The sequence below is a fragment of the Mesorhizobium sp. ArgA1 genome (assembly GCF_053714375.1).
The window spans coordinates 294,801-317,707 of sequence record NZ_JBSKBQ010000004.1 but is presented as its reverse complement, the minus strand read 5'-3'; the positions used below and the strand labels follow the sequence as shown (position 1 = coordinate 317,707).

Below are 22,907 nucleotides of genomic sequence, written 5' to 3'. Positions count from 1 at the left end.
TTCGTCCTTGTTCTAGAGTTTGACGGCGGCGCCGCTGCGCACGCTCTCATCGGCGGCAAGGCAGACGGCGAGCGATTTCACCGCATCGTCCATATGCCTGGTGAGGTCGATGTCTTCCCGGATCGCCTTCAGCACGAAGGCCTGTTCGAGGTCGCAGAGATCCTGGTGGCCAGGTTCGCCCTCCATCGACAGCATCTCGTCCGGCCTGGCGAACCTGCCGTCGGCGCCGGTCGCCGCGCTGTGCAGGCGGATGGTCGAAGTCTTGGTGTGGGTGTCGATGTCGTCGGACTTGACGCCCTCCTTCATGACGATCGACACGCAGCCATTGGGCGAGATCACGTCCTTCACGAAGAAGGCCGTTTCCGAGATCATCGGTCCCCAGGCGGCCTCGTACCAGCCGACCGAACCGTCATCGAACAGCACCTGCAAATGGCCGTAATTGTACATGGTCGGCGCGATCTCTTCGGTCAGCCGCAGTCCCATGCCACGCACCTCGACCGGCCTGGCATTTGTGATCTGCAGCATCACGTCGAGATAGTGCACGCCGCAATCGACGATCGGCGACGTCGTCTGCATCAACTGCTTGTGCGTCTGCCAGGTCGGGCCCGACGATTGCTGGTTGAGGTTCATGCGGAACACGTAAGGGCCACCGAGCTTTCGTGCCTCGGCGATCAGCCGGACCCAGGACGGGTGATGGCGCAGGATGTAGCCGATCACCAGCTTCTTGCCGTTGGCCTTGGCTGCCGCGACGACGCGCTTGGCGTCTGCCACCGTCGTTGCCAGCGGCTTTTCGACAAAGACATGGCAGCCGGCCTCGAATGCCTTCACCGCATAGTCGGCATGGCTGTCGGAATAGGTGGCGATGCAGGCGAGATCGGGCTTTTCGTCGCGCAATGCGTCGTTGAAGGAGCGTCGAATTTCGTGGCCGGCAAGGCCGCCCGGCAGCACCACGTCGGAGCGGTTGATGAGTGCCGCGATCTCGAAGCCCGGATTGGTGTGATAGGCCAGCGCATGGCTGCGGCCCATATTGCCGAGCCCGGCGACAACAACGCGAAGGGGTTTTTCTAAACTCACTTGACGGCTCCGGAGGTGATGCCGCGGATCAGCTGCCGCGAGAAGATGACGTAGAGGATCAGTACTGGCATGATCGCCAGCGAGAGTGCTGCCAGGATGGCGTTCCAGTTGGTGACGAACTGGCCGAGGAAGAGCTGCGCGCCGAGCGTCACCGTCTTGGTCTCTTCCGACGGCGCCAGGATCAGCGGGAACCATAGATCGTTCCAGATCGGGATCATGGTGAAGACGGCGACCGTCGCCATAGATGGCCGCACCAGCGGCAGCACCAGCCGGAAGAAGATGGTGTATTCCGACAGGCCGTCGATGCGGCCGGCATTCTTCAGATCGTCGGACACCTGCTTCATGAATTCCGACAGGATGAAGACGGCCAGCGGCAGGCCTTGTGCGGTGTAGACCAGGATCAGCGCCGTCAGCGTGTTGACCAGTCCGCTCGCCACCATCAATTGCAGGATGGCGACGGTGCCGAGCCGGATCGGGATCATGATGCCGAGCGCGAGATAAAGCCCCATCAGCGTGTTGCCGCGAAAGCGATATTCCGACAGCGCGAATGCCGCCATGGCGCCGAACAGAAGCACGAAGAACAGCGAGGCTACGGTGACGACAAGGCTGTTCTGGAAATAGTGGATGAAGTCGCCCTGTCCGATCACCGTGTTGTAGCCGACCAGGTCGAAGGTCTTTGGTGTCGGCGGCGTCAGCGGCTCGCTGAAGATGCCGGCGCGCGATTTGAACGAATTCATGATGACCAGGATCACCGGGAACAGCGCGATCACTGTGTAGGTCAGCAAGATCGCGTGGGCGCCGATGATGCGGGGCAGCGAACGGGTGGCGGTGCTCATCTCTCGCTCCTCAGAACTGGTAGCGACGCAGGCGCGTCTGGACGAGGAACAGGTAGACGCAGACACCGCCGAGGATGATCAGGAACATCATCGTGGCGATCGCAGCACCCATATTGGGATCGCCGACCTGCAGCTGGAAGCCGAAGAAGGCGCGGTAGAGGAAGGTGCCGAGAATATCGGTCGAATAGTTCGGCCCGGCGAGTGCGCCTTGCGCGGTGTATATCAGGTCGAAGGCGTTGAAATTGCCGACGAAGGTCAGGATCGAGATGATGCCGATCGACGGCAGGATCAGCGGCAGCTTGATCTTCCAGAACTGCGACATGCCGGTGATGCCGTCGCACTCCGCCGCCTCGATCACCTCTTCGGGGATCGACAAAAGGGCCGCATAGATCAGCATCATCGGGATGCCGATGAACTGCCACACCGAGATCAGGCTCAGCGCGGTCAGCGCGTATTGTTCCTTGCCGAGCCATGGCGTGAAGAAGCTTTTCAGGCCGACCAGGTCCATCAGATGCGGAGCCACGCCCCACAACGGCGAAAGGATTAGCTTCCAGGCGAAGCCGACGATGACAAAGGACAGGATGGTCGGCACGAAGATCGCCGTGCGGTAGAAGGCGGCGAACCTCAGCCTGGGGCTGGACAGCAAGGCCGCCAGCATGACGCCGATCGGGTTCTGCACCAGCATGTGGATGATGAAGAACCAGACATTGTTCCTCAGCGCATTCCAGAAATTCACCGACCAGTTGGGATCGCCGAACAAGGTGCGGAAATTATCGAAGCCGACGAAGACCTGGTGCTGCTCGATGTTGCGGAACAGCGACAGCTGCAGCGTGCCGGCCAGCGGCAGGATCATGATCGCCGTATAGACCAGCAGCGCCGGCGCCAGGAAGATGCCGATATGCCAGCGGAATGGTCGTTTCGGTCGTGTTTCTGCGGCCATGAGTGCGGTCCCCGCGGTCTCTCGGTTCCAAAGGGTGTCGATGCCAGATGTTGCCTCGATGCACGACCCCGGTGTCCTTGCCCGGCATGGGCAGGACGAAGGCCTGCGACTGGTCAGCCAGCCTTTCCCCACAAGACAAAAGGGTAAGGCCGAGAGGCAGCGCCGACAATCGCAATCTGTAATGTAAAGGCCGGCCGGGCACGCGCCCGGCCGGTCTGTCTGTGAGCTCTTATTTGCCCGGCTTGTACCAGCTGTCGAGGCCGTCCTGCAGCTTCTTGGCGGCAGCTTCCGGCGTATCGGTGCCGTTGATGACGTTGGCCGATTCAACCCAGGTCTCGTTTTCGAGGTTCGGCGTGCCGCGCGACAGGATCTGGTAGGTCGAGCGGATCGTCGACTTGCACTTGTCGCGCCAGGAGACGAAGTCCTGCGCCAGCGGGTCTTCCATCTTCACCGGGCTGGAATTCAGGCTGAAGAAGCCCGGCAGTGCGTTGGCGTAGATGGTGGCGAAGTCCGGCGAGGCGACCCAGGACAGGAAGGTCTTGGCTGCATCGGCGTTCTTCGAGGCTGCATTCAGGCCCATGCCGATATCGGTATGGTCCGAGATGTAGCAGGTGTCGCCGGCCTTCTCGACCGGCGGCGGGAAGGCGCCCATCTTGAACTGCGCCTGGGTGTTGAACAGGCCGATTTCCCACGAGCCGGCCGGGTAGATGGCGGCGCGGCCGAGGGTGAACAGGTTCTGGCTGTCCGGATAGGTCTGGGCTTCGAAGCCGTCGCCGAGGTATGGCTTCCACTTGGCCAGTTCGGCATAGGGCGCGACCCAGTCGGCGTCGGTCAGCTTCTGCTCGCCCTTGATGAGCGCTGCGCGGCCTTCCTCGCCCTTCCAGTAGTTCGGGCCGATATTCTGATAGCCCATGGTCGCGGCTTCCCACAGATCCTTGGTGCCCATCGCCATCGGAATGTAGGTGCCGTCGGCCTTGATCTTGTCGAGCGCGGCGAAGAACTCGTCACGCGTCGTCGGCACCTTGATGCCGAGCTTGTCGAAGGCGTCCTTGTTGTAGATGAAGCCGTGGATGACCGAGGCCATCGGCACGCAGAAGCTCGACTTGCCGTCGTCGGTCTGCCAGGCCGCCTTGGCGACAGGCGAGAAGTTTTCCATGCCGGGCAGTGCCGAGAGGTCGGCCAGGTTGCCCTTCTTGAACAGTTCGAGCGACTTGTCGAACGGGCGGCAGGTGATCAGGTCGCCAGCCGAGCCGGCGGCGAGCTTGGCGCCGAGAGCGGCGTCATACTCGGTCGGAGCCGACGGTGCGAACACCACCTTGATGCCGGGGTTCTTGGCCTCGAAGGCCGGGATCAGCTTGTCCTTCCAGATGGTGAGGTCGTCGCCGCGCCAGCTTTCGATGTTGAGCGTTACGTCGGCGGCGTGAGCCAGCCCGGCGGTGCCGAGAATGCTGGTGCCGAGAAGCAGTGCCGTCAGTAGTTTCGTTGTCATGCTAGTCTCCCTGTTGACCTTTTTCAGGTTCGGTTTTGAGAACAGGGGCCTTCGCGCCCTTGTTCCCCTCGATCGCGGAAAGGGCTGGCCTGAGCTTCTGGCCGGTCCTTTCCAGTATCTTCTCGGCCACATCGGCGTTGGCGGCGCCGGCGGCGAGCAGAATGGCTGTCTTGACAACGCCGCCGCTCGCTTCGAGCAGGCGCGCGGCATCTTGCCTGTCGTGACCGCTGATGGCGGCGACGATGCGTGCCGCGCGGTCGCGCAGCTTGATGTTGTCGGCGGTGAGATTGACCATGTAGCCGTCATGGACGTGGCCGAGATGGATGGCGGTCAGCGTCGACAGCATGTTGAGCGCGATCTTCTGCGCTGTGCCAGCGCCCATGCGCGTCGAGCCGGCAATCACCTCCGGCGGCGTTTCCAGCAGGATGGCGACGTCGGCCAGCTTGAACAGCGGCGTGTTCTTGTTGTTGGCGATGGCGATGGTCGCCGCTCCTCGGCTCCGCGCATCCTTCAGCGCCTGGACCGCATACGGCGTCGAGCCGCTGGCCGAAATCGCGATCAGGCAGTCGCCCTTGCCGATGCCGGCGCCGGCGATTGCCGCCGAGGCTTCGTCGGTGTCGTCTTCCGGCCCACCGGCCAATGTCTTGAAAGCTTCGTCGCCGCCGGCGATCAGAATGACGATGCGCTCGCGCTTGATGCCAAAAGTGCCGGGCAATTCCAGGGCGTCGGCCAGTGCCATCAGGCCGGAGCTGCCGGCGGCCGCATAAGCGAGCTTGCCGCCGCCGTTCAGCCGGCCGGCAATGAGCTCGGCTGCGGCAGCGATGGCGGGAATGGCGTCGCGGACGGCCTTGGCGGCCTCGATCTGTGCATTGACCAAGGAAGAAAGGATGGTGTCCGGGGCCTGGATGTCCAGTCCCTCGGCATTCCTGTGAAGCGCTTCGGTGCGCGGTTCGGCCATCCCTGTACCTCCGATGAGGGAACAATACCAAAAAAATACCACTTGTCCACACGCATTAACGGATTTTGGTGTCAGAAATCGCTGGGCCGACGAAATGCCTAGGATTTTCAATAAAATACGTCTTAATCTTTTTGAAACGGAAATTAACCCTTGGCTATTGGTATTTTATTGGTATTATTCGCCCCGAGGAGAAATCGCGTGAATTTCGTGCTCGGTATTGATGGCGGCGGCACCAGCTGCAGGGCAGCCCTTGCGACAGGCGATGGCGCTGTCATTGGCCGCGCCAAAAGTGGCGCAGCCAACATCCGCACCGATCTGACTGGGGCTCGCACCCATATTGTCGAGGCGGCACGGCAGGCCTTCATCGCCGGAGGGCAGGACCCGGACCAGATCCCGCAGACACCAGCCATTCTTGGCCTTGCCGGCGCCAATGTCGGGACTTACCGGCAGCAACTCGAAGCAATCCTGCCGTTCAGCATCAGCCGCGTCGAGACCGATGCCGAGATCGCGCTCGAAGGCGCGGTCGGCTCGGGTGACGGCGCCATGGCCATTCTCGGCACCGGCACCGCCTATATGGCGCGCAAGGGTGGCATGTCGCGCGCCATTGGCGGCTGGGGGTTCCAGGTCGGCGACCAGGGAAGCGGCGCTCGCATCGGCCGCGACCTGCTCGAACAGACGCTGCTTGCCCATGACGGCGTCCGCCCGGGCTCGCCCTTGACCGACAGCATGATGGCGACCTTCCGCAACAATCCCGAAGACGTGGTCGAATTCACCACCAACGCCAAACCCGGCGATTTCGGCGGCTTCGCGCCCAAAGTGTTCGAGCACGCCGAGAAGGGCGACGCCGTCGCCAACTGGATCGTCGACAAGGCGGTTGCCGATGTCGAGGCCTCGCTCGGCGCACTCGATCTTTCGCACGATGCCCCGCTCTGCCTCCTCGGCGGGCTGGCGCCGCTTTATGCGTCGCGCCTTTCCCAGCGCTACCAGGCGCTGCTGAAACCGCCGCTCGACGATGCGCTGGGCGGCGCCGTGCAGATGGCGGCGCGCATCTTCGCCAAAGCGGAGGTAGCGCGATGAGCGAGGCCGCCGACCAGATCTTCGCCACGCTGAAGCAGTCGTCACAAAGCGGCGCGCCGCTCTATCTGCAGCTCAGGAAAAGCATCGAGGACGCCGTCAATCGCGGCCTGATCGGGCCGGGCGATGCGCTTCCCTCCGAGCGCGACATCGCGACCAAGGCCGACATTTCGCGCGTCACCGTGCGCAAGGCGGTGCAGGATCTGGTCAAGGGCGGCATCCTCGTCCAACGCCATGGTTCCGGCACCTTTGTCGCGCCGCGCATGGAGCGCGTCGAGCAGTCGCTGTCCAGGCTCACCTCCTTCACCGAGGACATGGCCCGGCGCGGCATGGCCGTGCGTTCGGCCTGGCTCGACCGCGGCCTCTACGCGCCCTCGCCCGACGAGATGATGGTGCTCGGCCTGTCGTCGAACGAACTGGTGGCGCGGGTGTCGCGCCTGCGCATCGCCAACGACACGCCGCTGGCCATAGAGCGTGCCTCGCTGTCGGCCAGCGTGCTGCCGGATCCGGCCGGGATCGGTTCCTCGCTCTATGCGGCGCTGGAACTGACCGGCAACCGCCCGGTGCGGGCGGTGCAGCGCATTTCGGCCGCCAATCTCGGCGACACAGACGCGCGCCTGCTCGAAGTGCCGGCGGGCATTGCCGGCCTGCATATTGAACGCATTTCCTATCTCGCGAGCGGCAAGGTGATCGAATTCACCCGCTCCATCTACCGGGGCGACGCCTATGATTTCGTCGCCGAACTGCGCCTGACAGGGCCGAGCGAAGAGGGCCGACCATGATCCCCAAAACAACTCACATGCGGCGCGAGATCGACGAAATCCCCGAAGCCGTCGCGCGCCTGCTCGACGGCTCGGCAGCAGTGCTGACCGAGGCCGGGCGCGGTATTCGCGAGCGCGATCCGAGCTTTGTCGTCACCGTCGCGCGCGGCTCGTCCGACCATGCCGCCACCTTCATGAAATATGCCGTCGAACTGACCGCCGGTCTTGCCGTTGCTTCGGTCGGCCCGTCGATCGCGTCGATCTACGGCGCCAAGCTCAAGCTCGCCGGCTCGGCTTGCCTGGCCATCTCGCAATCGGGCAAGAGCCCCGACATTGTCGCCATGGCCGAAACGGCGCGGGCGGGCGGATCGCTCACCGTTGCCATCACCAACACCGCCGATTCGCCGCTGGCGCGTGCATCGGATTTTGCCATCGACATCCTGGCCGGGCCCGAACGCAGTGTCGCGGCGACAAAAACCTTCGTCAATTCGGCGGTCGCCGGCCTGGCGCTGATGGCGCATTGCACCGGCGACGACAAGCTGCTGGCCGCCCTTGCCCGCTTGCCCGAGCATTTCAGCGAGGCGATCGCCTGCGACTGGATGGCGTTGGCCGGCGCGCTGGAAACGCCGCAATCGCTGTTCATCCTCGGCCGCGGCCCGTCCGCGGCGATGGCCAACGAGGCGGCGCTGAAGTTCAAGGAGACCTGCGGCATGCATGCTGAGGCCTATAGTGCCGCCGAAGTCATGCACGGCCCGCTGGCGCTGGTCGGTCCGGGTTTTCCGGTGCTGGCGCTGGCCGCCCGCGATGCCTCCGAGCCGTCCGTGGCCGAAGCCGCCGACAACCTTGCCGGCAAGGGCGCCGCCGTTTTTGTCACCTCGGACAAGTCGAGGAGTGCACGGCCGCTGCCGCACGTCGCCACCGGCCATCCCTTGACCGACCCGCTGACGCTGATCGTGTCCTTCTACGGCTTCGTCGAGGCCTTCGCACGCCATCGCGGCCTCGATCCGGATGTGCCGCGCAATCTGCGCAAGGTGACGGAAACCGTATGAGCGACCGTTTTGCCCTGACTGGCGCCCGCATCTTCGACGGCGATGACTGGCACGACAATGCAGCCCTTGTCGTGCAGGGCGATGTGGTCGAAGGCATTCATGCTGTCGGCGCCATTCCGTCCGGGGTTGCCCGCATCGACACTGGAGGCGGCATGCTTGCGCCGGGCTTCGTCGACCTGCAGGTCAATGGCGGCGGTGGTGTCATGCTCAACGACCATCCCGATGTCGCCTCGCTCGCAACCATCTGCCGGGCGCATGCGCCATTCGGCACCACGGCGCTGCTGGCGACGCTGATTACCGACACGCCCGCAATCACCGCCGCGGCCATTGCCGCCGGCGCCGAGGCGGCGCGGCAGAAGGTGCCGGGTTTCCTGGGCCTGCATCTCGAGGGACCGCATCTTTCCGTTGCCCGCAAGGGCGCGCATGACCCGGCGCTGATCCGACCGATGACGGATGCCGACGAGGCGGCACTGATCGTCGCGCGCAAAAACCTGCCGGTGCTGCTGACGACGATCGCGCCCGAATCCGTCGAGCCAGCCCGCGTCGCTGCACTCACCAAGGCCGGCATCGTCGTCAGCCTCGGCCACTCCGACACCGGCTATGCCACGGCCAGAGCCTTTGCCGATGCCGGCGCCAGCGTGGTTACCCATCTGTTCAACGCCATGAGCCAGATCGGCAACCGCGAGCCGGGGCTGGCGGGCGCGGCCATCGACATAGGCGGCCTGTCGGCCGGCATCATCGCCGACGGCATCCATGTGGACCCGGCCACCATGGCGATCGCGTTGCGCGCCAAGCAGGGGCCAGGCAGGGTCGTGCTGGTCACCGACGCCATGGCGACGATCGGAACCGACATGACCTCGTTCACCCTCAACGGCCGCATCATCTACCGCAAGGACGGCAGCCTCCGGCTGGCCGACGGCACGCTGGCCGGTGCCGATCTCGATATGATCTCAGCCGTCCGCTATGTGCACAGGATCGTCGGGCTGGACCTGTCGGAGGCATTGCGCATGGCCTCGCTCTATCCGGCGCAGGCGCTCGGCCAGGCGCACCGGCTCGGCCGCTTCGCCAACGGCACGGTGGCCGATATCGTCGCACTGTCGGACAACCTCGACGTCAAGGGCGTGTGGATCGGCGGCGACAGGGTTTTTGCAGGCAGCAGCGGTTCACGCTAAAGTCTGCCCATGCATGATGTCGATTGCGTTGTCGCGGGCGCCGGTGTTGTCGGCCTCGCCATTGCCCGTGCGCTGGCGCTGGCCGGCCGCGAGGTGCTGGTGGTCGAAAAGGCCAACGCCATCGGCACGGGAACCAGTTCGCGCAACTCGGAAGTCATCCATGCCGGGCTCCACTATGCGCCGGGCAGCTTGAAGGCCCGGCTCTGCGTCGAGGGCCGCGAGCGTCTCTACGCCTATTGCCATGAGCACGGCGTCGCCCACCGGCGCACCGGCAAGTTGATCGTTGCTGTCGAACCTGATCAGTTGGACAGGCTGCGGGCGATCCAGATCAACGCAACGCAAAGCGGGGTCGCTGACCTCACGCTTCTGACGCGCGCAGAGGCCGAAGGCCTCGAACCTGCGCTGACCTGCGCCGGCGCGCTGCTGTCGCCGTCGACCGGCGTCGTCGACAGCCAGGCACTGATGCTGTCGCTGCGCGGTGATGCGGAAGCGGCCGGCGCCTCCGTTGCTTTGCTCACTGCCGTCGCCGGCGCGGCCATCGAAGCCGACGGGATTCGGATCGACACGCGTGACGCCAATGGCGAGGGGTTCCGTGTCAAGGCCGGTGCCTTCATCAACGCAGCCGGCCTCGATGCCCAGGCATTGGCCAGACGCATGGAAGGCTTCCCGCAAGACCTCGTTCCGCCGCTATGGCTGGCGCGTGGCAATTACTTCTCGTTGTCCGGCCGCTCGCCCTTCTCGCGGCTGATCTATCCGGTGCCCGTCCATGGCGGCCTTGGTGTGCACCTGACCCTCGACCTTGGTGGCAGCGCCCGCTTCGGCCCGGATGTCGAATGGATCGATCGCGTCGACTATACCGTCGATCCCAACCGAAGTGCTGCCTTCTATGACCAGATCCGGCGCTACTGGCCCAGCCTTGCGGACGACGCCCTGCAACCGGCCTATGCCGGCGTCAGGCCAAAACTGTCCGGTCCGGGACAGCCGGCTGCCGACTTCGTGATCCAGGGGCCGTCCGACCATGGCTCTGGGCCGATCGTCAATCTGTTCGGCATTGAAAGCCCCGGTCTGACTGCAAGCCTGGCGATCGCTGACCATGTCGTGGAGCTGCTCGGCCCGGAATGACGAGGCTGGTGCCATCTCAAGCCATGAAACCTTTTGATTTTGAGGCCGTTGTCGGTGCGTATGTCCGAGGCGAAACCCAAATCGAAACCGACCGACGGCATCAGACCGAGCGATGCCCCGAAGTCGCGTCGGGAAAAGCCGTCACGACAAAAGCCGCGCGCCCGACGAACGGGCGAGGAGGAGCCCCGCGAAAAGGAACCAACGCCCGCCGACCCAGCGCCGGAGGTCGACGGCCAGGCGGGGCCGCCGCCGGAAGCTATCGAACCCGATCCGCAGCTGACGCCCGAAGAGGCTGAGCAGGCGCGCAAGAAATACCTGCTGCGGCGTTTCTGGATCAGCGCGCGCGGCTACTGGAGCCGGCGCGGCGACCGGCTCGCCTGGCCATTCACGATCGGAGTGCTGCTGCTGATCTGCATCAACATCGGCTTCCAGTATGGCATCAATGTCTGGAACCGCTCGATGTTCGATGCCCTCGAGCAGCGCAGCGCCCGCACAGTCTATCTCCTCAGCGCCGTATTCGTGCCGCTGGTGATCTGCAGCGGCAGCCTTGTCGTCGCGCAGGTCTACCTGCGCATGACGATCCAGCGCCGCTGGCGTTCCTGGCTGACCACCGGGGTCGTCGCGCGCTGGCTGGCAAACGGCCGCTACTACCAGCTGAACCTCGTGGGCGGCGACCACCAGAACCCCGAGGCCCGCATGACCGAGGATCTGCGCATCGCCACCGAGTCGCCGGTCGATTTCATCGCCGGCGTCCTCAACGCGTTCCTGTCGGCTTCGACCTTCATCGTCGTGCTGTGGACCATCGGCGGCGCGCTCACCCTGCCGATCGGCGGCGAGAGCATCACCATTCCCGGCTTCCTGGTCATCACCGCGATCATCTATGCCGCCATCACCTCGACCTCGATGGTGGTCATCGGCCGCAATTTCGTCCAGCTCTCCGAGCGGAAGAACCAGGCGGAGGCCGAACTGCGCTACACGCTGACGCGCGTGCGCGAAAACGGCGAGAGCATCGCCTTGCTGGGCGGCGAGGAGGAGGAGCGCGGCGGCATCGACAGGAATTTCGGCCATGTGCTGAGGCAATGGGCGCTGCTGACCGGACAGCACATGCGCACGGCGGCGGTGTCGCAGGGATCGAGCCTGTTTGCGCCGGTCGTGCCGATCCTGCTGTGCGCGCCAAAATTCCTCGAAGGCTCGATGACGCTTGGCGAGGTGATGCAGGCGGCGTCTGCCTTTGGCATCGTGCAAGGCGCGTTCGGCTGGCTGGTCGACAACTATCCGCGTCTCGCCGACTGGAACGCCTCCGCGCGGCGCATTGCCTCGCTGATGATGTCGCTCGACGGGCTCGAGCGCGCCGAGCAGAGCGATGCGCTCGGACGCATCAACCGGGGCGAAACCGAAGACGGCGCCATCCTCAGCCTCGACAATCTTTCCGTGACACTCGACGACGGCACCTCCGTGGTCAAGGAAACCGAGGTCGTGATCGAGCCGGGCGAGCGGGTACTGGTTGCCGGCGAATCTGGTTCAGGCAAGTCGACGCTGGTGCGGGCCGTCGCGGGCCTGTGGCCATGGGGCGGCGGCAGCGTCAATTTCCACGCCGACAGGCGCCTGTTCATGCTGCCGCAACGCCCCTACATCCCCACCGGCACGCTTCGCCGCGCGGTCGCCTATCCCGCGGCGGCGGACAAGTGGACGATCAAGCAGATCAAGGCTGCCCTCGCCAAGGTGGGGCTTGGCTATCTCACCGACAGGATCAGGGAAGACGCGCCATGGGACCAGACGCTGTCGGGTGGCGAAAAGCAACGCCTCGCCTTCGCGCGCCTGCTGCTGCATCGCCCCGATATCGTGGTGCTGGATGAAGCGACTTCGGCGCTCGACGAGAAGAGCCAGGACACGATGATGGTGACGGTGATCCGCGAACTGCCTGATGTCACCATCATCAGCGTGGCGCACCGCGCAGAACTCGAAGCCTTCCACAGCCGCAAGATCACCCTGGAAAGGCGTGAGGGCGGCGCCAAGCTCGTCAGCGATGTCGACCTTATTCCGCGCAACCGCAAGCGCAGCTTGCTTAATCGCGCTCTGTGGGGTTCCGGCACGCGGATCGAGAGGCCTCGCAAGTAAGGCGACACTGCCGAACCGTGAACAGCCGATCTATTTAGCCGGCTTCCGATCCGCCGTAGAGGCCTTTGTAGGTGTCGCGCAACAGGTTCTTCTGCACCTTGCCCATCGTGTTGCGCGGCAGCTCGTCGACGAAGATGACCTGCTTGGGATGCTTGTATCTCGCCAGCCGGCCGGCGATGGCGCCAACGATCTCGGCGCCGGTGATTTGCGAGGCCGGCGCCCGCACCACGACAGCGGTGACGCCTTCGCCGAAATCGGGATGGGCAACGCCGATGACCGCACTTTCCGAGATTCCGTCCAGCGCGTCGATCTCGCTCTCGACCTCCTTCGGGTAGATGTTGTAGCCGCCGGAAATGATCAGGTCCTTGCCACGGCCGACAATATGGACATAGCCATCGGTGTCGATGAGCCCGAGATCGCCGGTAATGAAGAATCCGTCGTCGCGGAATTCCGCTTTGGTTTTCTCCGGCATGCGCCAGTAGCCGGAAAAGACATTCGGCCCTTTCACCTCGATCATGCCGACTTCACCCTGGCCAAGGGCAGCGCCGCTGTCCGGATCGGCTATGCGCAGCGAAACGCCGGGCAACGGAAAACCGACCGTGCCGGCGCGGCGCTCGCCCTCATAGGGGTTGGACGTGTTCATGTTGGTCTCGGTCATGCCATAGCGCTCGAGGATCGCGTGGCCGGTCAGTTCGCGCCAGGCCTCGTGCGTTTCGGCAAGCAGCGGCGCCGAGCCGGAAACGAACAGGCGGATGTTTTTCGCAGCGTGGGAGTCCAGTGCCTCCTGCTGCAACAGCCTGCTATAGAAGGTCGGCACGCCCATCAGCACCGTGGCACGCGGCAGAAGCGAGACGATGCGGCTCGCGTCGAATTTCTGCTCGAACAGCATGGAAGCGCCGGCCATCAGGGTGACGTTGGTGGCGACGAACAGGCCATGCGTGTGGAAGATCGGCAGCGCATGGATCAGCACGTCATCCCCGGTGAAGCGCCATTGCTCGACCAGCGCGCGCGCATTGGAGGCCAGGTTTTCGTGGCTGAGCATGGCGCCCTTCGAGCGGCCGGTGGTGCCCGATGTGTAGAGGATCGCCGCGAGGTCGTCCGGCCCGTGTGCCACATCGTCGAAATCCGTCGCCTGTTGCGCAGCCAGTTCGGTCAGCGAACCTTCACCGTTGCTGCCTAGCGTGACGGTGACGGCGCCCGACGCCTGCGCCAACGGCGCGATATCGCCTGCCCGCGCCGGGTCGCAAACGACCAACCGCGGTTCGGCATCACCGAAGAAATAGCCGAGCTCCGTCAATGTGTAGGCGGTGTTGAGCGGCAGGAAGACCGCGCCGGCGCGCAGGCAGGCGAGGTAAAGGAAAATGCATTCGGGACTTTTCTCGACCTGTACCGCGACGCGGTCGCCAGGCCTGACGCCGAAATGCTTAAGCGCCTGCGCCAATCGTGCCGACCGCACCAGCATGTCGCCATAACGGATCGAACGCCCGTCATCGGTCTCCATCAGGGTGCGCTGGGGCGCGGGCATGCGGTCGCGAAAGGCGTCGAACAGGTGATTGCTCATGCGTCTTCCCTAGCGCATGGCCTCGAAAGAAAACAATCGTTTTTGGAAAACCGCGGCAAGCGGACTTCGGATCGAAGCCGGAAGTTGCTTCTATCTGCGGCCGCGCAGCGCCTTGCTGACCCGGAGATCGCCGCTCTCGTTGAACCGCTCCATGCACATGGCCGCCGTCAGGCGATAATGGCTGAGCAGCGCTTCGACGGCGCCATCGGCATCGCCCTCCACGGTACGCTCGGCGATCAGGCGATGCTCGCCGATATCGTCGCGCTCGCTGCCTTCCTGGGAGATCAGCCGATAGCGGGAGGCTTGGTCGGAAAGCTGGTCGCAAAAACCTATCAGCCAGTGCGACCGGCAGCCGGCGATCAGCGCCCGATGAAAGGCGCGATGCAGCTTTTCCCATTCCGGATTGTTCGAGGACGGATCCTCCGGCAAACGGCGCTGCGCGCGTGCCAGCCGATGCAAGGCCAGGACCAGTTGCTCTTCCCATTCGCCGGTGCGGTTGGCAATGGATTCACGCAGCGCCCGCTCTTCCAGCCAGCAGCGGGTGCGCGTCAATTCCTCGAGTTCCGGGGCACTGACCGGCATGATGAAGAAACCGCGCTGGTCGTGGCGGCCGAGCAAGCCTTCCGAAGCAAGCCGGTTCAGAGCCTCGCGAACCGGTGAGGCACCGGCGCCGTAACGGGAAACCACCCATTCGACACGAAGCTTGCTTTCACTTTCAAAAACGCCGCGCAGGAGATCGTCGCGAAGCTGTTGGTAGACCGTGCTGGCGAGTGTGCTCTTGGCCCCCACGCCTTCGCTCGTATCGGCAGATCCGTAGGTCAATATGACTCCTATCGCTCTCCCATGCTCCGCCAGCCCGTTCGCGAAGCAAACGATTCCCCTACGAATCTACTGTACCTCGCAAGGCATCCATGCCTCAAGCGAAAGATCCCGATATTCGACTTTAAGAGGAAGGTTCTGCCCATCTTGCTTTCGGGAAGTAACGAATATCGTGAAAAACTTGTTGTTGCGAAGAAACTTTGTCCTACGGCGCGACTCGCGTCTTCGCGACATGGTTTTGAGATCACGAGCACGGGTAATTTTTTCTTAACGCACGTCAGATTGCCAACTGGCCCCGCGATCGCTTCGCTCGCCGCGACGACGTCCCACCGACTGCCGCCAGTTGACCGTTTTCCGGGACATCTCGCCGGCTGAAAGATCAAGCCAAGAGGTCAGAGCTGTCGGGATTCTTCCTGAAAACCGACGTTAGCCGGCGGCCCGGTCGGCCGCGTTTCGGATGGCTTCTATATTGGCCCGGTAGGCTTCGACGCTGCCGCCCTTGAAGACGGCGGCGCCCGCCACCAGCACATCGGCGCCGGCTGATGTCACCAAGGGCGCTGTCTCCGGCGAGACGCCGCCGTCAATCTCGATGCGGATCGGCCGGCTGCCAATCAGCGCCTTGACCCGCTTGACCTTGTCGACCATGGCCGGGATGAAGGCCTGGCCGCCAAAGCCCGGATTGACGGTCATGATCAGGATCAGGTCGAGCCGGTCGAGCACATATTCGATCGAACTTTCCGGGGTCGCCGGATTGAGCGACACGCCAGCCTTCTTGCCGAGACCCTTGATGGTCTGCAACGAACGGTCGAGATGCGGTCCGGCCTCGGCATGCACGGTCATGCCGTCGCAGCCGGCATCGGCAAAGGCGGCCAGATAGGGATCGGCCGGCGCAATCATCAGATGGCAGTCGAAGAAAGCCTTGGTGCGGTTGCGGATGGCCTTGATCACCGGCGGGCCGAAGGTGATGTTCGGCACGAAATGCCCGTCCATGACATCGAGATGGATCCAGTCGGCGCCGGCTGCGGCCACGGCTTCGACCTCGTCGCCGAGCTTCGAGAAATCCGACGCCAGCACCGATGGCGCGATCAGGGTTTTTCCAGCCATGTCCGCTTCCCGTTCTTGAGCTTGCTTCCGCCCTAATCGCCTCGGCGCTGCTTGTCGACAGGAATCCGGTGTGAATGGCTGATCCACATAATGCAGAGAGGCGGCAGTGGGCCGCCTCTCCAAGGTCTGTAGCGTCAAATTTCAGTTCACGTGACGCCGCGGTTTGGCCAATCCCGGCGCAAACAGCTTGCCGTTGCCTTGCTTCAATCTCTGCAAATTGAACGTCTTGACGGGCGGCTTCGGCACGCAATGTCCACGCACCAGCTTTTCGGTTGTCCGGCAGCCAGTGGTGATAATCGCGTCCTTTACGCAGGCCTTGCCGACCAGATGGTAACCGCGCTTGCAGTCGATGATGACTGGAGGCTTGCCGACGCACACACCGTCGATCCGCCGCTCGTTGGGCTTGCACCGCTCGGCGATTATCTGGTTGCGAACGCATTTCAGGCCGACCTGATGGTATCCCGGCAGGCAGTGGATGCTGACACCAATGCATCTCCCGTTGACCAGCCTTTCGGTGCTTCGGCACGCGGCGACAAGCGGCTTGTCCACGCACTTGCCACGGATCAGACTCTGACTGGGAAAGCAATGGCGGCCAGGATCGACGACGACCGGGGGACGTTCCGGTGCCTTTCCGAGATCAGGGCGCGTGTCGACGGTGAGGTCGTCGGCATCGGTATCGACATTGCGTTTGATGCAAGTGAAATCCTCGCTGTCCTTGTCGACAGTCGCGATCGCACCGCCCTGCTTGATTTCCTGCAGCGTGCACTGAATGGAGCGCGTCCTCGTAATGTTGAGGTCATGGGCGGCGCTCGCCTTGAAGGCCCCGCCCTGATTGAAGGCGACCGCCGTGCCGGTGAAGAAGGCGCCGTTCGAGCAACCGATGCGATAGTGGAATGCGCCCGGTGCGTCGCGTTCGACCTCGAACGCCACCTGGCCTTTGCGCGGGCAGAGCTTCCTGGAGCCGGCGCTGTCGGAAACGGTGACCTCGCCATGCCAGTCCGAGTGCGCCGGCGGGTTATCGGGGTTGCCCTGTGGTGCGTCGGTGAAACCATCGCCACCGGCGCCGGTACAATGCACAGAGATGTCCTTCCAGCCGTCGAAGGGTTCGAACGGCCCGTCGCCGACAATCTCGGTCTTGTACTGGAAATAGGCCGTGGCGCCGACGTTCTCCCATTTCTCATAGCTGGCGAAATAGCCATTCTTGCTCGCGTCGTACGATGCCCACGCTTGCTTGAACTCGGAGGTGATCGGCCCACCGTCCTTCTGTCGCCAGATGCGCATCGAGACCGGTCCGGCCTGGTTGGCCTGCGCCCGGCTGGTAACCTTCAGCGAGGGACAGACCGTGCCAGGAGTCGAACCCGGTTGGTTCGACTGGTAGGTGGTCAGGAACAGCTTGACGTTCTCGACCTCGAACTTGCCGAAATCGGCGGTGATGTCCTGGACATTGGGCTTGATCACCGGGTCGCAAACCACCTGCACCTGGAATGTGCCGTGTGCGGCGTAGTTCGAGTCGAAAAGCGGATAGGGCCAGCTGCCCTGCTGGGTTTCGGCGACGGCATTGCCCATGTCGAGTGCCTTGTCGGTGAGCGCCGTGAAGCTGGCGTGGAACGTGTGGCTGAACGAATAGGATTTCGTCGGACCGTCAGCCTGCAGGTGCTGGTTGCACCTGGCGATGATCTGGTCGCCATAGGGCACGACGGCAATGCCGGTGTCCGATGACAGGGGTATATTGGACGGATCAAAGGCGAAATTTTCCTGATGGTCGTAGTCACGGCTGACCGGCGCTGCGCTCCAGATCGGCGGAAACGGGCCGCATTGGCCGGGTCCACAGACACCGAGTGCGACACCAACATCCTGAACGTAGCCTGGCCAGCGCGTGTCGATCTTCATATGGCCCCAGAACTGGACATTGCCGCTTTTCAGCGTGTCCCATTTCTGCTTGTCGCTTGAGCCGACATGGATTGTCGTATTGGCGCTTTCCGTGTCGAACGACATCGACTTGATGTTCGCTTGATCGGCAAGGGCCGGCGCGGTGGCGAGTGCGGTTGCAATCAGGGCAACAGTGGTTGCCGTGTTGCGGAAAACATATCTTGCTGAAGACATTGTCTCTCTCCTGAAAGTGTTCCCTCAGGAGTTGGTCATCGCGGGCGGCATCAAGGTTCACCAGCAAGCGGAATATATTGTGACCCCGGTCATGGGATCGCTTCGGCAGTGGCCTGCCCGTGACTATGCTCGTCTATGGACAACCGATTGCCGTTTGCAATCAGTTGTGTTTCACTCGGTGGAGACAGAACGGAGCGAAGCGATGGCCAGGATCGTCTATTCCATGCTGACCTCGCTGGACGGCTACATTGAAGGACCGTCCGGCGACATCGGCTTGCCGGTGCCCGAGGAAGAATTGCACCGGCATTTCAACGAAGAGATGGCGGACCGCGATCGCTCTCTGCGGACGCCGGATATACGAGGCGATGCGCTTCTGGGACAGTCCGGAGCGCGAGACCGGGGAAGAGGTCGAGCGGGATTTTGCCCGCGCCTGGCGAGAGACCCCGAAGGTCGTGTTTTCGACGACGCTTCGCGACGTCGGACCCAATGCCCGGTTGGCGGGCAGCGATGTCGAAGCCGTTGCAAACCAGCTCAAATCCCAGACGGAGGGCGAAATCTCCGTCAGCGGCGCCGATCTTGCCGCGCAATTCGCGCAAGCGGGCCTGATCGACGAATACCGGCTCTACATGCAGCCGGTCGTTCTCGGCGGCGGCAAGCCGTACTTCCAGTCCGGCCTGTCGCTGGCCTTGCAGCCGCTCGGCACGCAAAGCCTTGCCCAGGGCGTGACGTTGGTGCGCTACGCGCCCGCCAGCTGAGATTCGGCCTGGAACAGTGCGAGGGTCGACAACACTGCCGCCTGAAAGAAAAACCCGCCGGATCGCTCCGGCGGGTTCCGATTTTGGCTCGTATCCAAATCCTACGGCTTGAAGTTTGACGCCGGATCCCTTTGCGGCTGTACCTGCGTCTGCGGCGTGCGCTGCGGTATGAACTGCTGAAGCACACCCGGATTGAGCAACAAGGTCGGATCCAGCCCCGGCTGTTGCCGGATGGCCCGGCAGTTCGGATACCGTCCAATCGTGCCTACCGGGCAGCGCCGCCTGATCGGTTGGCACTGGCCGTTGATCATCACCGAGCCCGGCGCGCATTCCGCTTGCGGCTTGCGGCATGCGCCGTCGATCACCTGAGTGCCGCGCGGGCAGACGCAGTCGCCGCGCTTGTTGTGCACCTGGCCGCGTATGGTGCACTGCTCGACGTCCGGCTTCTTCTGCCGGCAGGCACCGTCCCGCACCTCGGTACCCCGCGGGCAGACGCAATTGCCATTGGCATCATGAACCTGGCCGCGGATGGTGCACTGCTCGGGCTCCGGCCGGACCGGCCGGCAGGCTCCATTGCGCACCTCGGTGCCACGCGGGCAGACACAATCGCCGGCGGCGTCATGAACCTGACCACGGATCGAGCACTGTTCAGGCTTCGGCCGGATCGGCCGGCAGGCTCCATTGCGCACCTCGGTGCCACGCGGGCAGACACAGTCGCCGTCAGCATCGTGGACCTGGCCGCGGATGGTGCACTGCTCGGGCTTCTGCTTGTCGCGCACGCAGGCATTTGCCTGTCGGTCGAGATGCGTGCCGTCCGGGCAGTAGCAGCCATTGCCGTCCGACGTCGGGACCGAGCCGGGAATGGTGCAGCCAGGCTTGTCGATCCTGACGCAAGCGCCATTCTCAAGCTCGGTGCCGCGCGGGCAGACACAGCGTCCATCCTCGGTGCGGATCTGACCCTTGAGCAGCACACAAGGCTTTGGCTTTGGCTCGATGATGACGCCGCCATCAGGCGAGCACTGGCCGTTGCGGAACGTCGTGCCTTCCGGACACACGCACCGGCCGGCGTCGTTCATGACGAAGCCCGGCGAGCACTCTTTCTTCACCTCGCGCTTGATGGTGAAGGGATGGCACGCATAGGCCCTGCCGCGATCGCCCTGGATGTTGGTCAGATCGCCGGGCAGCACATCACCGCCGCCCTGCACCCTGGTGTCGGGAGAGAGCACGCCGACGCAGTTCTGGCCGTTAACGTCACCCTGCAGATTGGCCAGGCGGCCGTCGTCGGGAATGACCACCGTGACAGTGTGCGCGTGGCTTTCCCCGGCGCCGAGCGTCAAATTGGCAATGCAGGATGCAGGCAGCGTCGTCGGCTCCGGCGAGCAGCCGAAGGGCGGTTCGATCGAGGTGATCTCGACACCTTCCAGCCGGCCGAGCCCGTCCACGCCGATCGCATCGCCGATGCGGACCGGACCCGAGAATGGGGTCTGGCCGTCATTGGTGATGGTGATCTCGAACGAGCAGGGCTGTCCCGGCTGGCACTCGGCATCGCCGGTCTTCTTGACGCTGATGGTGGACGTGCCGCCGCCCTTGGCGCAGGCCTGGCCGATCGGGTAGACGACGTCGTCTCCCGGAGCCGGGCCGTACGAGCCGCGTGCGCAGTTCTCGAATGCGCCATTGGCCGAGACCGTCACGTCGAAGTGCCTGGAGGTCCCGGGCGTCATCACGGCGCCGGGAATCTGGCACGACAGCGCATTGGCCGGAACCGCGCCACAAGCCCATTCCGCGCCGTCGGGCGTGACGGTCTGGATCTGCACCGGCGCGCCGCCCGAGATCAGCGTGGCGGCATCGTTGACCCGCACCGGACCGGTGGGGGCAGCTGTGCCGAGGCTGATGACGGTGATGCGGCAGGAAACCACCGCTGCACCGGCGAGCGAGCCGTTGCATACCTTGGTTATGCGCAAGGTTGGCTTGCCGCCATTGGGATGCCGGAAGCGTTCCTTGGCGCAGGCCTTGTTGTTGGTGAGGTCGGCCTCGCCGGGGACAGGTTTCAGCGCCGCACAGTTTTCCACCGAGTCCGACTGGTAGCCGGCCGGCATCACCGCCTTGACGACGATCGGCGTCGAGGCGCCCGGCATCAGCACGATGCCGGCATTGTCGCAGCGGAATTGGCCGGGACCGTTCGGTCCGCATGTCCAGGGCGGAGACGGGCCGAAGGTCGAAGAGGCCGGCGCGCCGCCCGGGTAATTGTCGATGACCGTCAGCGGCCCGTTATAAGGAACGCTGCCATTGTTGATGATGTCGATCACGAAGTAGCAGATGCCGTCGGCCGTGCAGACCGGGATGCGGGCACGCTTCTTCAGGATCAGGTCGACTTTCTTGTCGACCGGCGGCCGGCAATCGCGGTCGCGATCACCACGCCGGCAGATCGGGATCGAGGCGCAGCCCCGGTCGTTCTGCTGGCTGCCGAACAGCGGTTTGCCGCTGGCGCCGTAATTGTAGGTGGCGCAGTTGCGCAGCGCGCTGCCTTGCCAGCCTCCGGCCGGCTTGAAGCCGAGCTTGAGGTCGACGGAGGCGCCCGGGTTGAGCGTGGTCACCGGATAGGTGCAGGTCATCGGGGTCACGCCGGGTACGCAGACCCAGGGCGGATTGGGCCCTGAATCCAGCGTCGAGCCGGCCGGCAGCGTCACCTCGTCGAGCACGATCTTGCCGTGATACGGCCCGTCGCCGACATTGGTAACCTTGATGGTGAAGTCGCAGCCGCCGCCCATCGTGCACCGCGTTACATCGGCCCGTTTCTCGACCTTGAGGTCCGGCTCCTTGTCCTTGGGCGGACATCTCAGGTCACGCGGGATGACGATGTCGATGGTTTGCGTGCAGCACAGCCCCCAACCCTCCTTCGGACCGGCATAGGTCTCGATGCCGGTGACGATGAGGTGGATGACGTCGCCGGGCGATGCGCCGATGATCTTCCAGTTGAGCACACCGCCGCCCGCCGGCACCAGCTGGGTGTCGGGGATGATGGTGATACCGGGGGCGGTCGTCGACACCTGCACCCACTTGCCGCCCATCTCCGGGCCGACAGGCATGTGATAGATGAAGGCGCCGCCGCCTGGCACGCAATCGACCGTGCCGCGCTCCACCTTGAAGCATTCCCGATCGGGAGGCGGAGGCCGCTTGTCACAGTTGGTGAGGTCGATCTTGATCGAGGTCTTGGCCCCGGTCTTGTAGTCGCCATCGTCTGGCTTGCCCGGATCCTGCGACGGGATGATGGTTCCGGTGCCGGCTCCGTTTGTCACCTTGATCAGGCCCTGATTATCGATGACTGTCGGCGAGGGAAACGCCGCATGGTCGATCTTGGCGGTGATCTGGAAGTTGATGACGCGTTCGTTGGCAGCGCCCGCACCGTCGAGATCGGCGGCAGAGAGCCGGAAATCGGACACGGTTGCCGTATCGTTCGGATCGGCCGAAGTGCTGATCGAAACGCCGGGCAGCGGGCCGCCCGCAGCGTCCGTGCCGTCGCCCGACACATGCGCGCTGACGATCGACAGACCGTGCGGAAGCTGATCCTTGAACTCGATCTTGAGCTTCTTCAACAGAGCAATCATGCCCGGGTCGGCAAAGCTTTGCGCATCGCCGTGCAGGCCGAAGCTCAGGGAGTAGACGACGTAGTCGCAACTCCGCTGGGTGCCTTTCTTGGTGAAGAACGGCACGACCCGTTCCGGCCTCGGGGTGACGATTTTCGAGTTGTCTAGGTCGAGCCGCAGTTCCGGGGTGATCGGGACGGCGTCTTCGGCGTGACTTGCCACAGGGGTGGACATGGCGACCGCGATACCGGCCGCCATCAGCCAGCGCGCGCCGCGCCTGGCGTATGACAGGGGTTTCATGATGGTCTCCATGACTGTTGGCTGCTTGCCGGTGGATTGACTGCGCGTTGCGGTCGGGGAAAGCGTGAGATTTTTCATCTTCCCCTCC

17 protein-coding genes are annotated in these 22,907 nt (G+C 63.9%); 7 read left to right on the top strand and 10 right to left on the bottom strand.

The window, feature by feature from the left end; genetic code table 11:
- Positions 1-12: 12 nt before the first annotated feature.
- From ACWGTI_RS13610 to ACWGTI_RS13590, 5 genes are all read right to left on the bottom strand, one after another.
- Positions 13-1,074 carry a Gfo/Idh/MocA family protein gene (locus ACWGTI_RS13610; RefSeq protein WP_454587586.1) on the bottom strand — a complete coding sequence of 354 codons (1,062 nt, stop codon included), beginning with the start codon at positions 1,072-1,074 and terminating at the stop codon, positions 13-15.
- The gene (locus ACWGTI_RS13605) at positions 1,071-1,910 is read right to left on the bottom strand and encodes a carbohydrate ABC transporter permease (RefSeq protein ID WP_454587585.1); all 840 of its coding nucleotides are present in this window, start codon (positions 1,908-1,910) and stop codon (positions 1,071-1,073) included. The genes ACWGTI_RS13610 and ACWGTI_RS13605 overlap by 4 nt, the downstream gene beginning before the upstream one ends.
- 10 nt (positions 1,911-1,920) lie before the next feature.
- Positions 1,921-2,850 (bottom strand): carbohydrate ABC transporter permease, encoded by a 930-nt coding sequence (locus tag ACWGTI_RS13600; RefSeq protein WP_454575886.1) that lies wholly within the window; start codon positions 2,848-2,850, stop codon positions 1,921-1,923.
- Between the two features lie 229 nt (positions 2,851-3,079).
- Positions 3,080-4,339, bottom strand: coding sequence for an ABC transporter substrate-binding protein (locus tag ACWGTI_RS13595; RefSeq protein WP_454587584.1), 1,260 nt, complete (start codon positions 4,337-4,339; stop codon positions 3,080-3,082).
- A 1-nt stretch (position 4,340) separates the two neighbouring features.
- Positions 4,341-5,297 (bottom strand): N-acetylmuramic acid 6-phosphate etherase, encoded by a 957-nt coding sequence (locus tag ACWGTI_RS13590; protein ID WP_454587583.1) that lies wholly within the window; start codon positions 5,295-5,297, stop codon positions 4,341-4,343.
- A gap of 198 nt (positions 5,298-5,495) precedes the next feature.
- Between ACWGTI_RS13590 and ACWGTI_RS13585 the strand changes: the two genes are divergently transcribed.
- The 6 genes from ACWGTI_RS13585 to ACWGTI_RS13560 are packed head-to-tail and all read left to right on the top strand — an operon-like array spanning position 5,496 to position 12,593.
- Positions 5,496-6,374 (top strand): BadF/BadG/BcrA/BcrD ATPase family protein, encoded by an 879-nt coding sequence (locus ACWGTI_RS13585; protein WP_454587582.1) that lies wholly within the window; start codon positions 5,496-5,498, stop codon positions 6,372-6,374.
- Positions 6,371-7,153, top strand: a complete 783-nt coding sequence (locus ACWGTI_RS13580; protein WP_454587581.1) for a GntR family transcriptional regulator — start codon at positions 6,371-6,373, stop codon at positions 7,151-7,153. Before ACWGTI_RS13585 ends, ACWGTI_RS13580 begins: the two co-directional genes overlap by 4 nt.
- Complete coding sequence (locus ACWGTI_RS13575) at positions 7,150-8,181, top strand: SIS domain-containing protein (protein WP_454587580.1); 1,032 nt, start codon at positions 7,150-7,152, stop codon at positions 8,179-8,181. The genes ACWGTI_RS13580 and ACWGTI_RS13575 overlap by 4 nt, the downstream gene beginning before the upstream one ends.
- Positions 8,178-9,353, top strand: coding sequence for an N-acetylglucosamine-6-phosphate deacetylase (gene nagA / locus ACWGTI_RS13570; RefSeq protein ID WP_454587579.1), 1,176 nt, complete (start codon positions 8,178-8,180; stop codon positions 9,351-9,353). The genes ACWGTI_RS13575 and nagA overlap by 4 nt, the downstream gene beginning before the upstream one ends.
- 9 nt (positions 9,354-9,362) lie before the next feature.
- Positions 9,363-10,475, top strand: a complete 1,113-nt coding sequence (locus ACWGTI_RS13565; RefSeq protein ID WP_454587578.1) for an NAD(P)/FAD-dependent oxidoreductase — start codon at positions 9,363-9,365, stop codon at positions 10,473-10,475.
- 60 nt (positions 10,476-10,535) lie between these two features.
- Positions 10,536-12,593 (top strand): ATP-binding cassette domain-containing protein, encoded by a 2,058-nt coding sequence (locus ACWGTI_RS13560; RefSeq protein WP_454587577.1) that lies wholly within the window; start codon positions 10,536-10,538, stop codon positions 12,591-12,593.
- Positions 12,594-12,627: 34 nt separating this feature from the next.
- Here ACWGTI_RS13560 and ACWGTI_RS13555 read toward each other — a convergent pair whose 3' ends face one another.
- The 4 genes from ACWGTI_RS13555 to ACWGTI_RS13540 form a co-directional block, all read right to left on the bottom strand.
- Positions 12,628-14,154 carry a malonate--CoA ligase gene (locus ACWGTI_RS13555; RefSeq protein WP_454587576.1) on the bottom strand — a complete coding sequence of 509 codons (1,527 nt, stop codon included), beginning with the start codon at positions 14,152-14,154 and terminating at the stop codon, positions 12,628-12,630.
- A gap of 90 nt (positions 14,155-14,244) precedes the next feature.
- Complete coding sequence (locus tag ACWGTI_RS13550; protein ID WP_454587575.1) at positions 14,245-14,976, bottom strand: GntR family transcriptional regulator; 732 nt, start codon at positions 14,974-14,976, stop codon at positions 14,245-14,247.
- Positions 14,977-15,399: 423 nt separating this feature from the next.
- Entirely contained in the window at positions 15,400-16,077 is a 678-nt protein-coding gene (rpe, locus tag ACWGTI_RS13545; protein WP_454587574.1) for a ribulose-phosphate 3-epimerase, read from the bottom strand.
- A 141-nt stretch (positions 16,078-16,218) separates the two neighbouring features.
- On the bottom strand, positions 16,219-18,180 hold the full coding sequence (locus ACWGTI_RS13540) for a hypothetical protein (protein WP_454587573.1): 1,962 nt from the start codon (positions 18,178-18,180) through the stop codon (positions 16,219-16,221).
- Positions 18,181-18,545: 365 nt separating this feature from the next.
- Between ACWGTI_RS13540 and ACWGTI_RS13535 the strand changes: the two genes are divergently transcribed.
- Positions 18,546-18,935, top strand: coding sequence for a dihydrofolate reductase family protein (locus tag ACWGTI_RS13535; protein ID WP_454587572.1), 390 nt, complete (start codon positions 18,546-18,548; stop codon positions 18,933-18,935).
- Between the two features lie 101 nt (positions 18,936-19,036).
- Here ACWGTI_RS13535 and ACWGTI_RS13530 read toward each other — a convergent pair whose 3' ends face one another.
- Entirely contained in the window at positions 19,037-22,897 is a 3,861-nt protein-coding gene (locus ACWGTI_RS13530; protein WP_454587571.1) for a DUF7929 domain-containing protein, read from the bottom strand.
- Between the last annotated feature and the right edge of the window lie 10 nt (positions 22,898-22,907).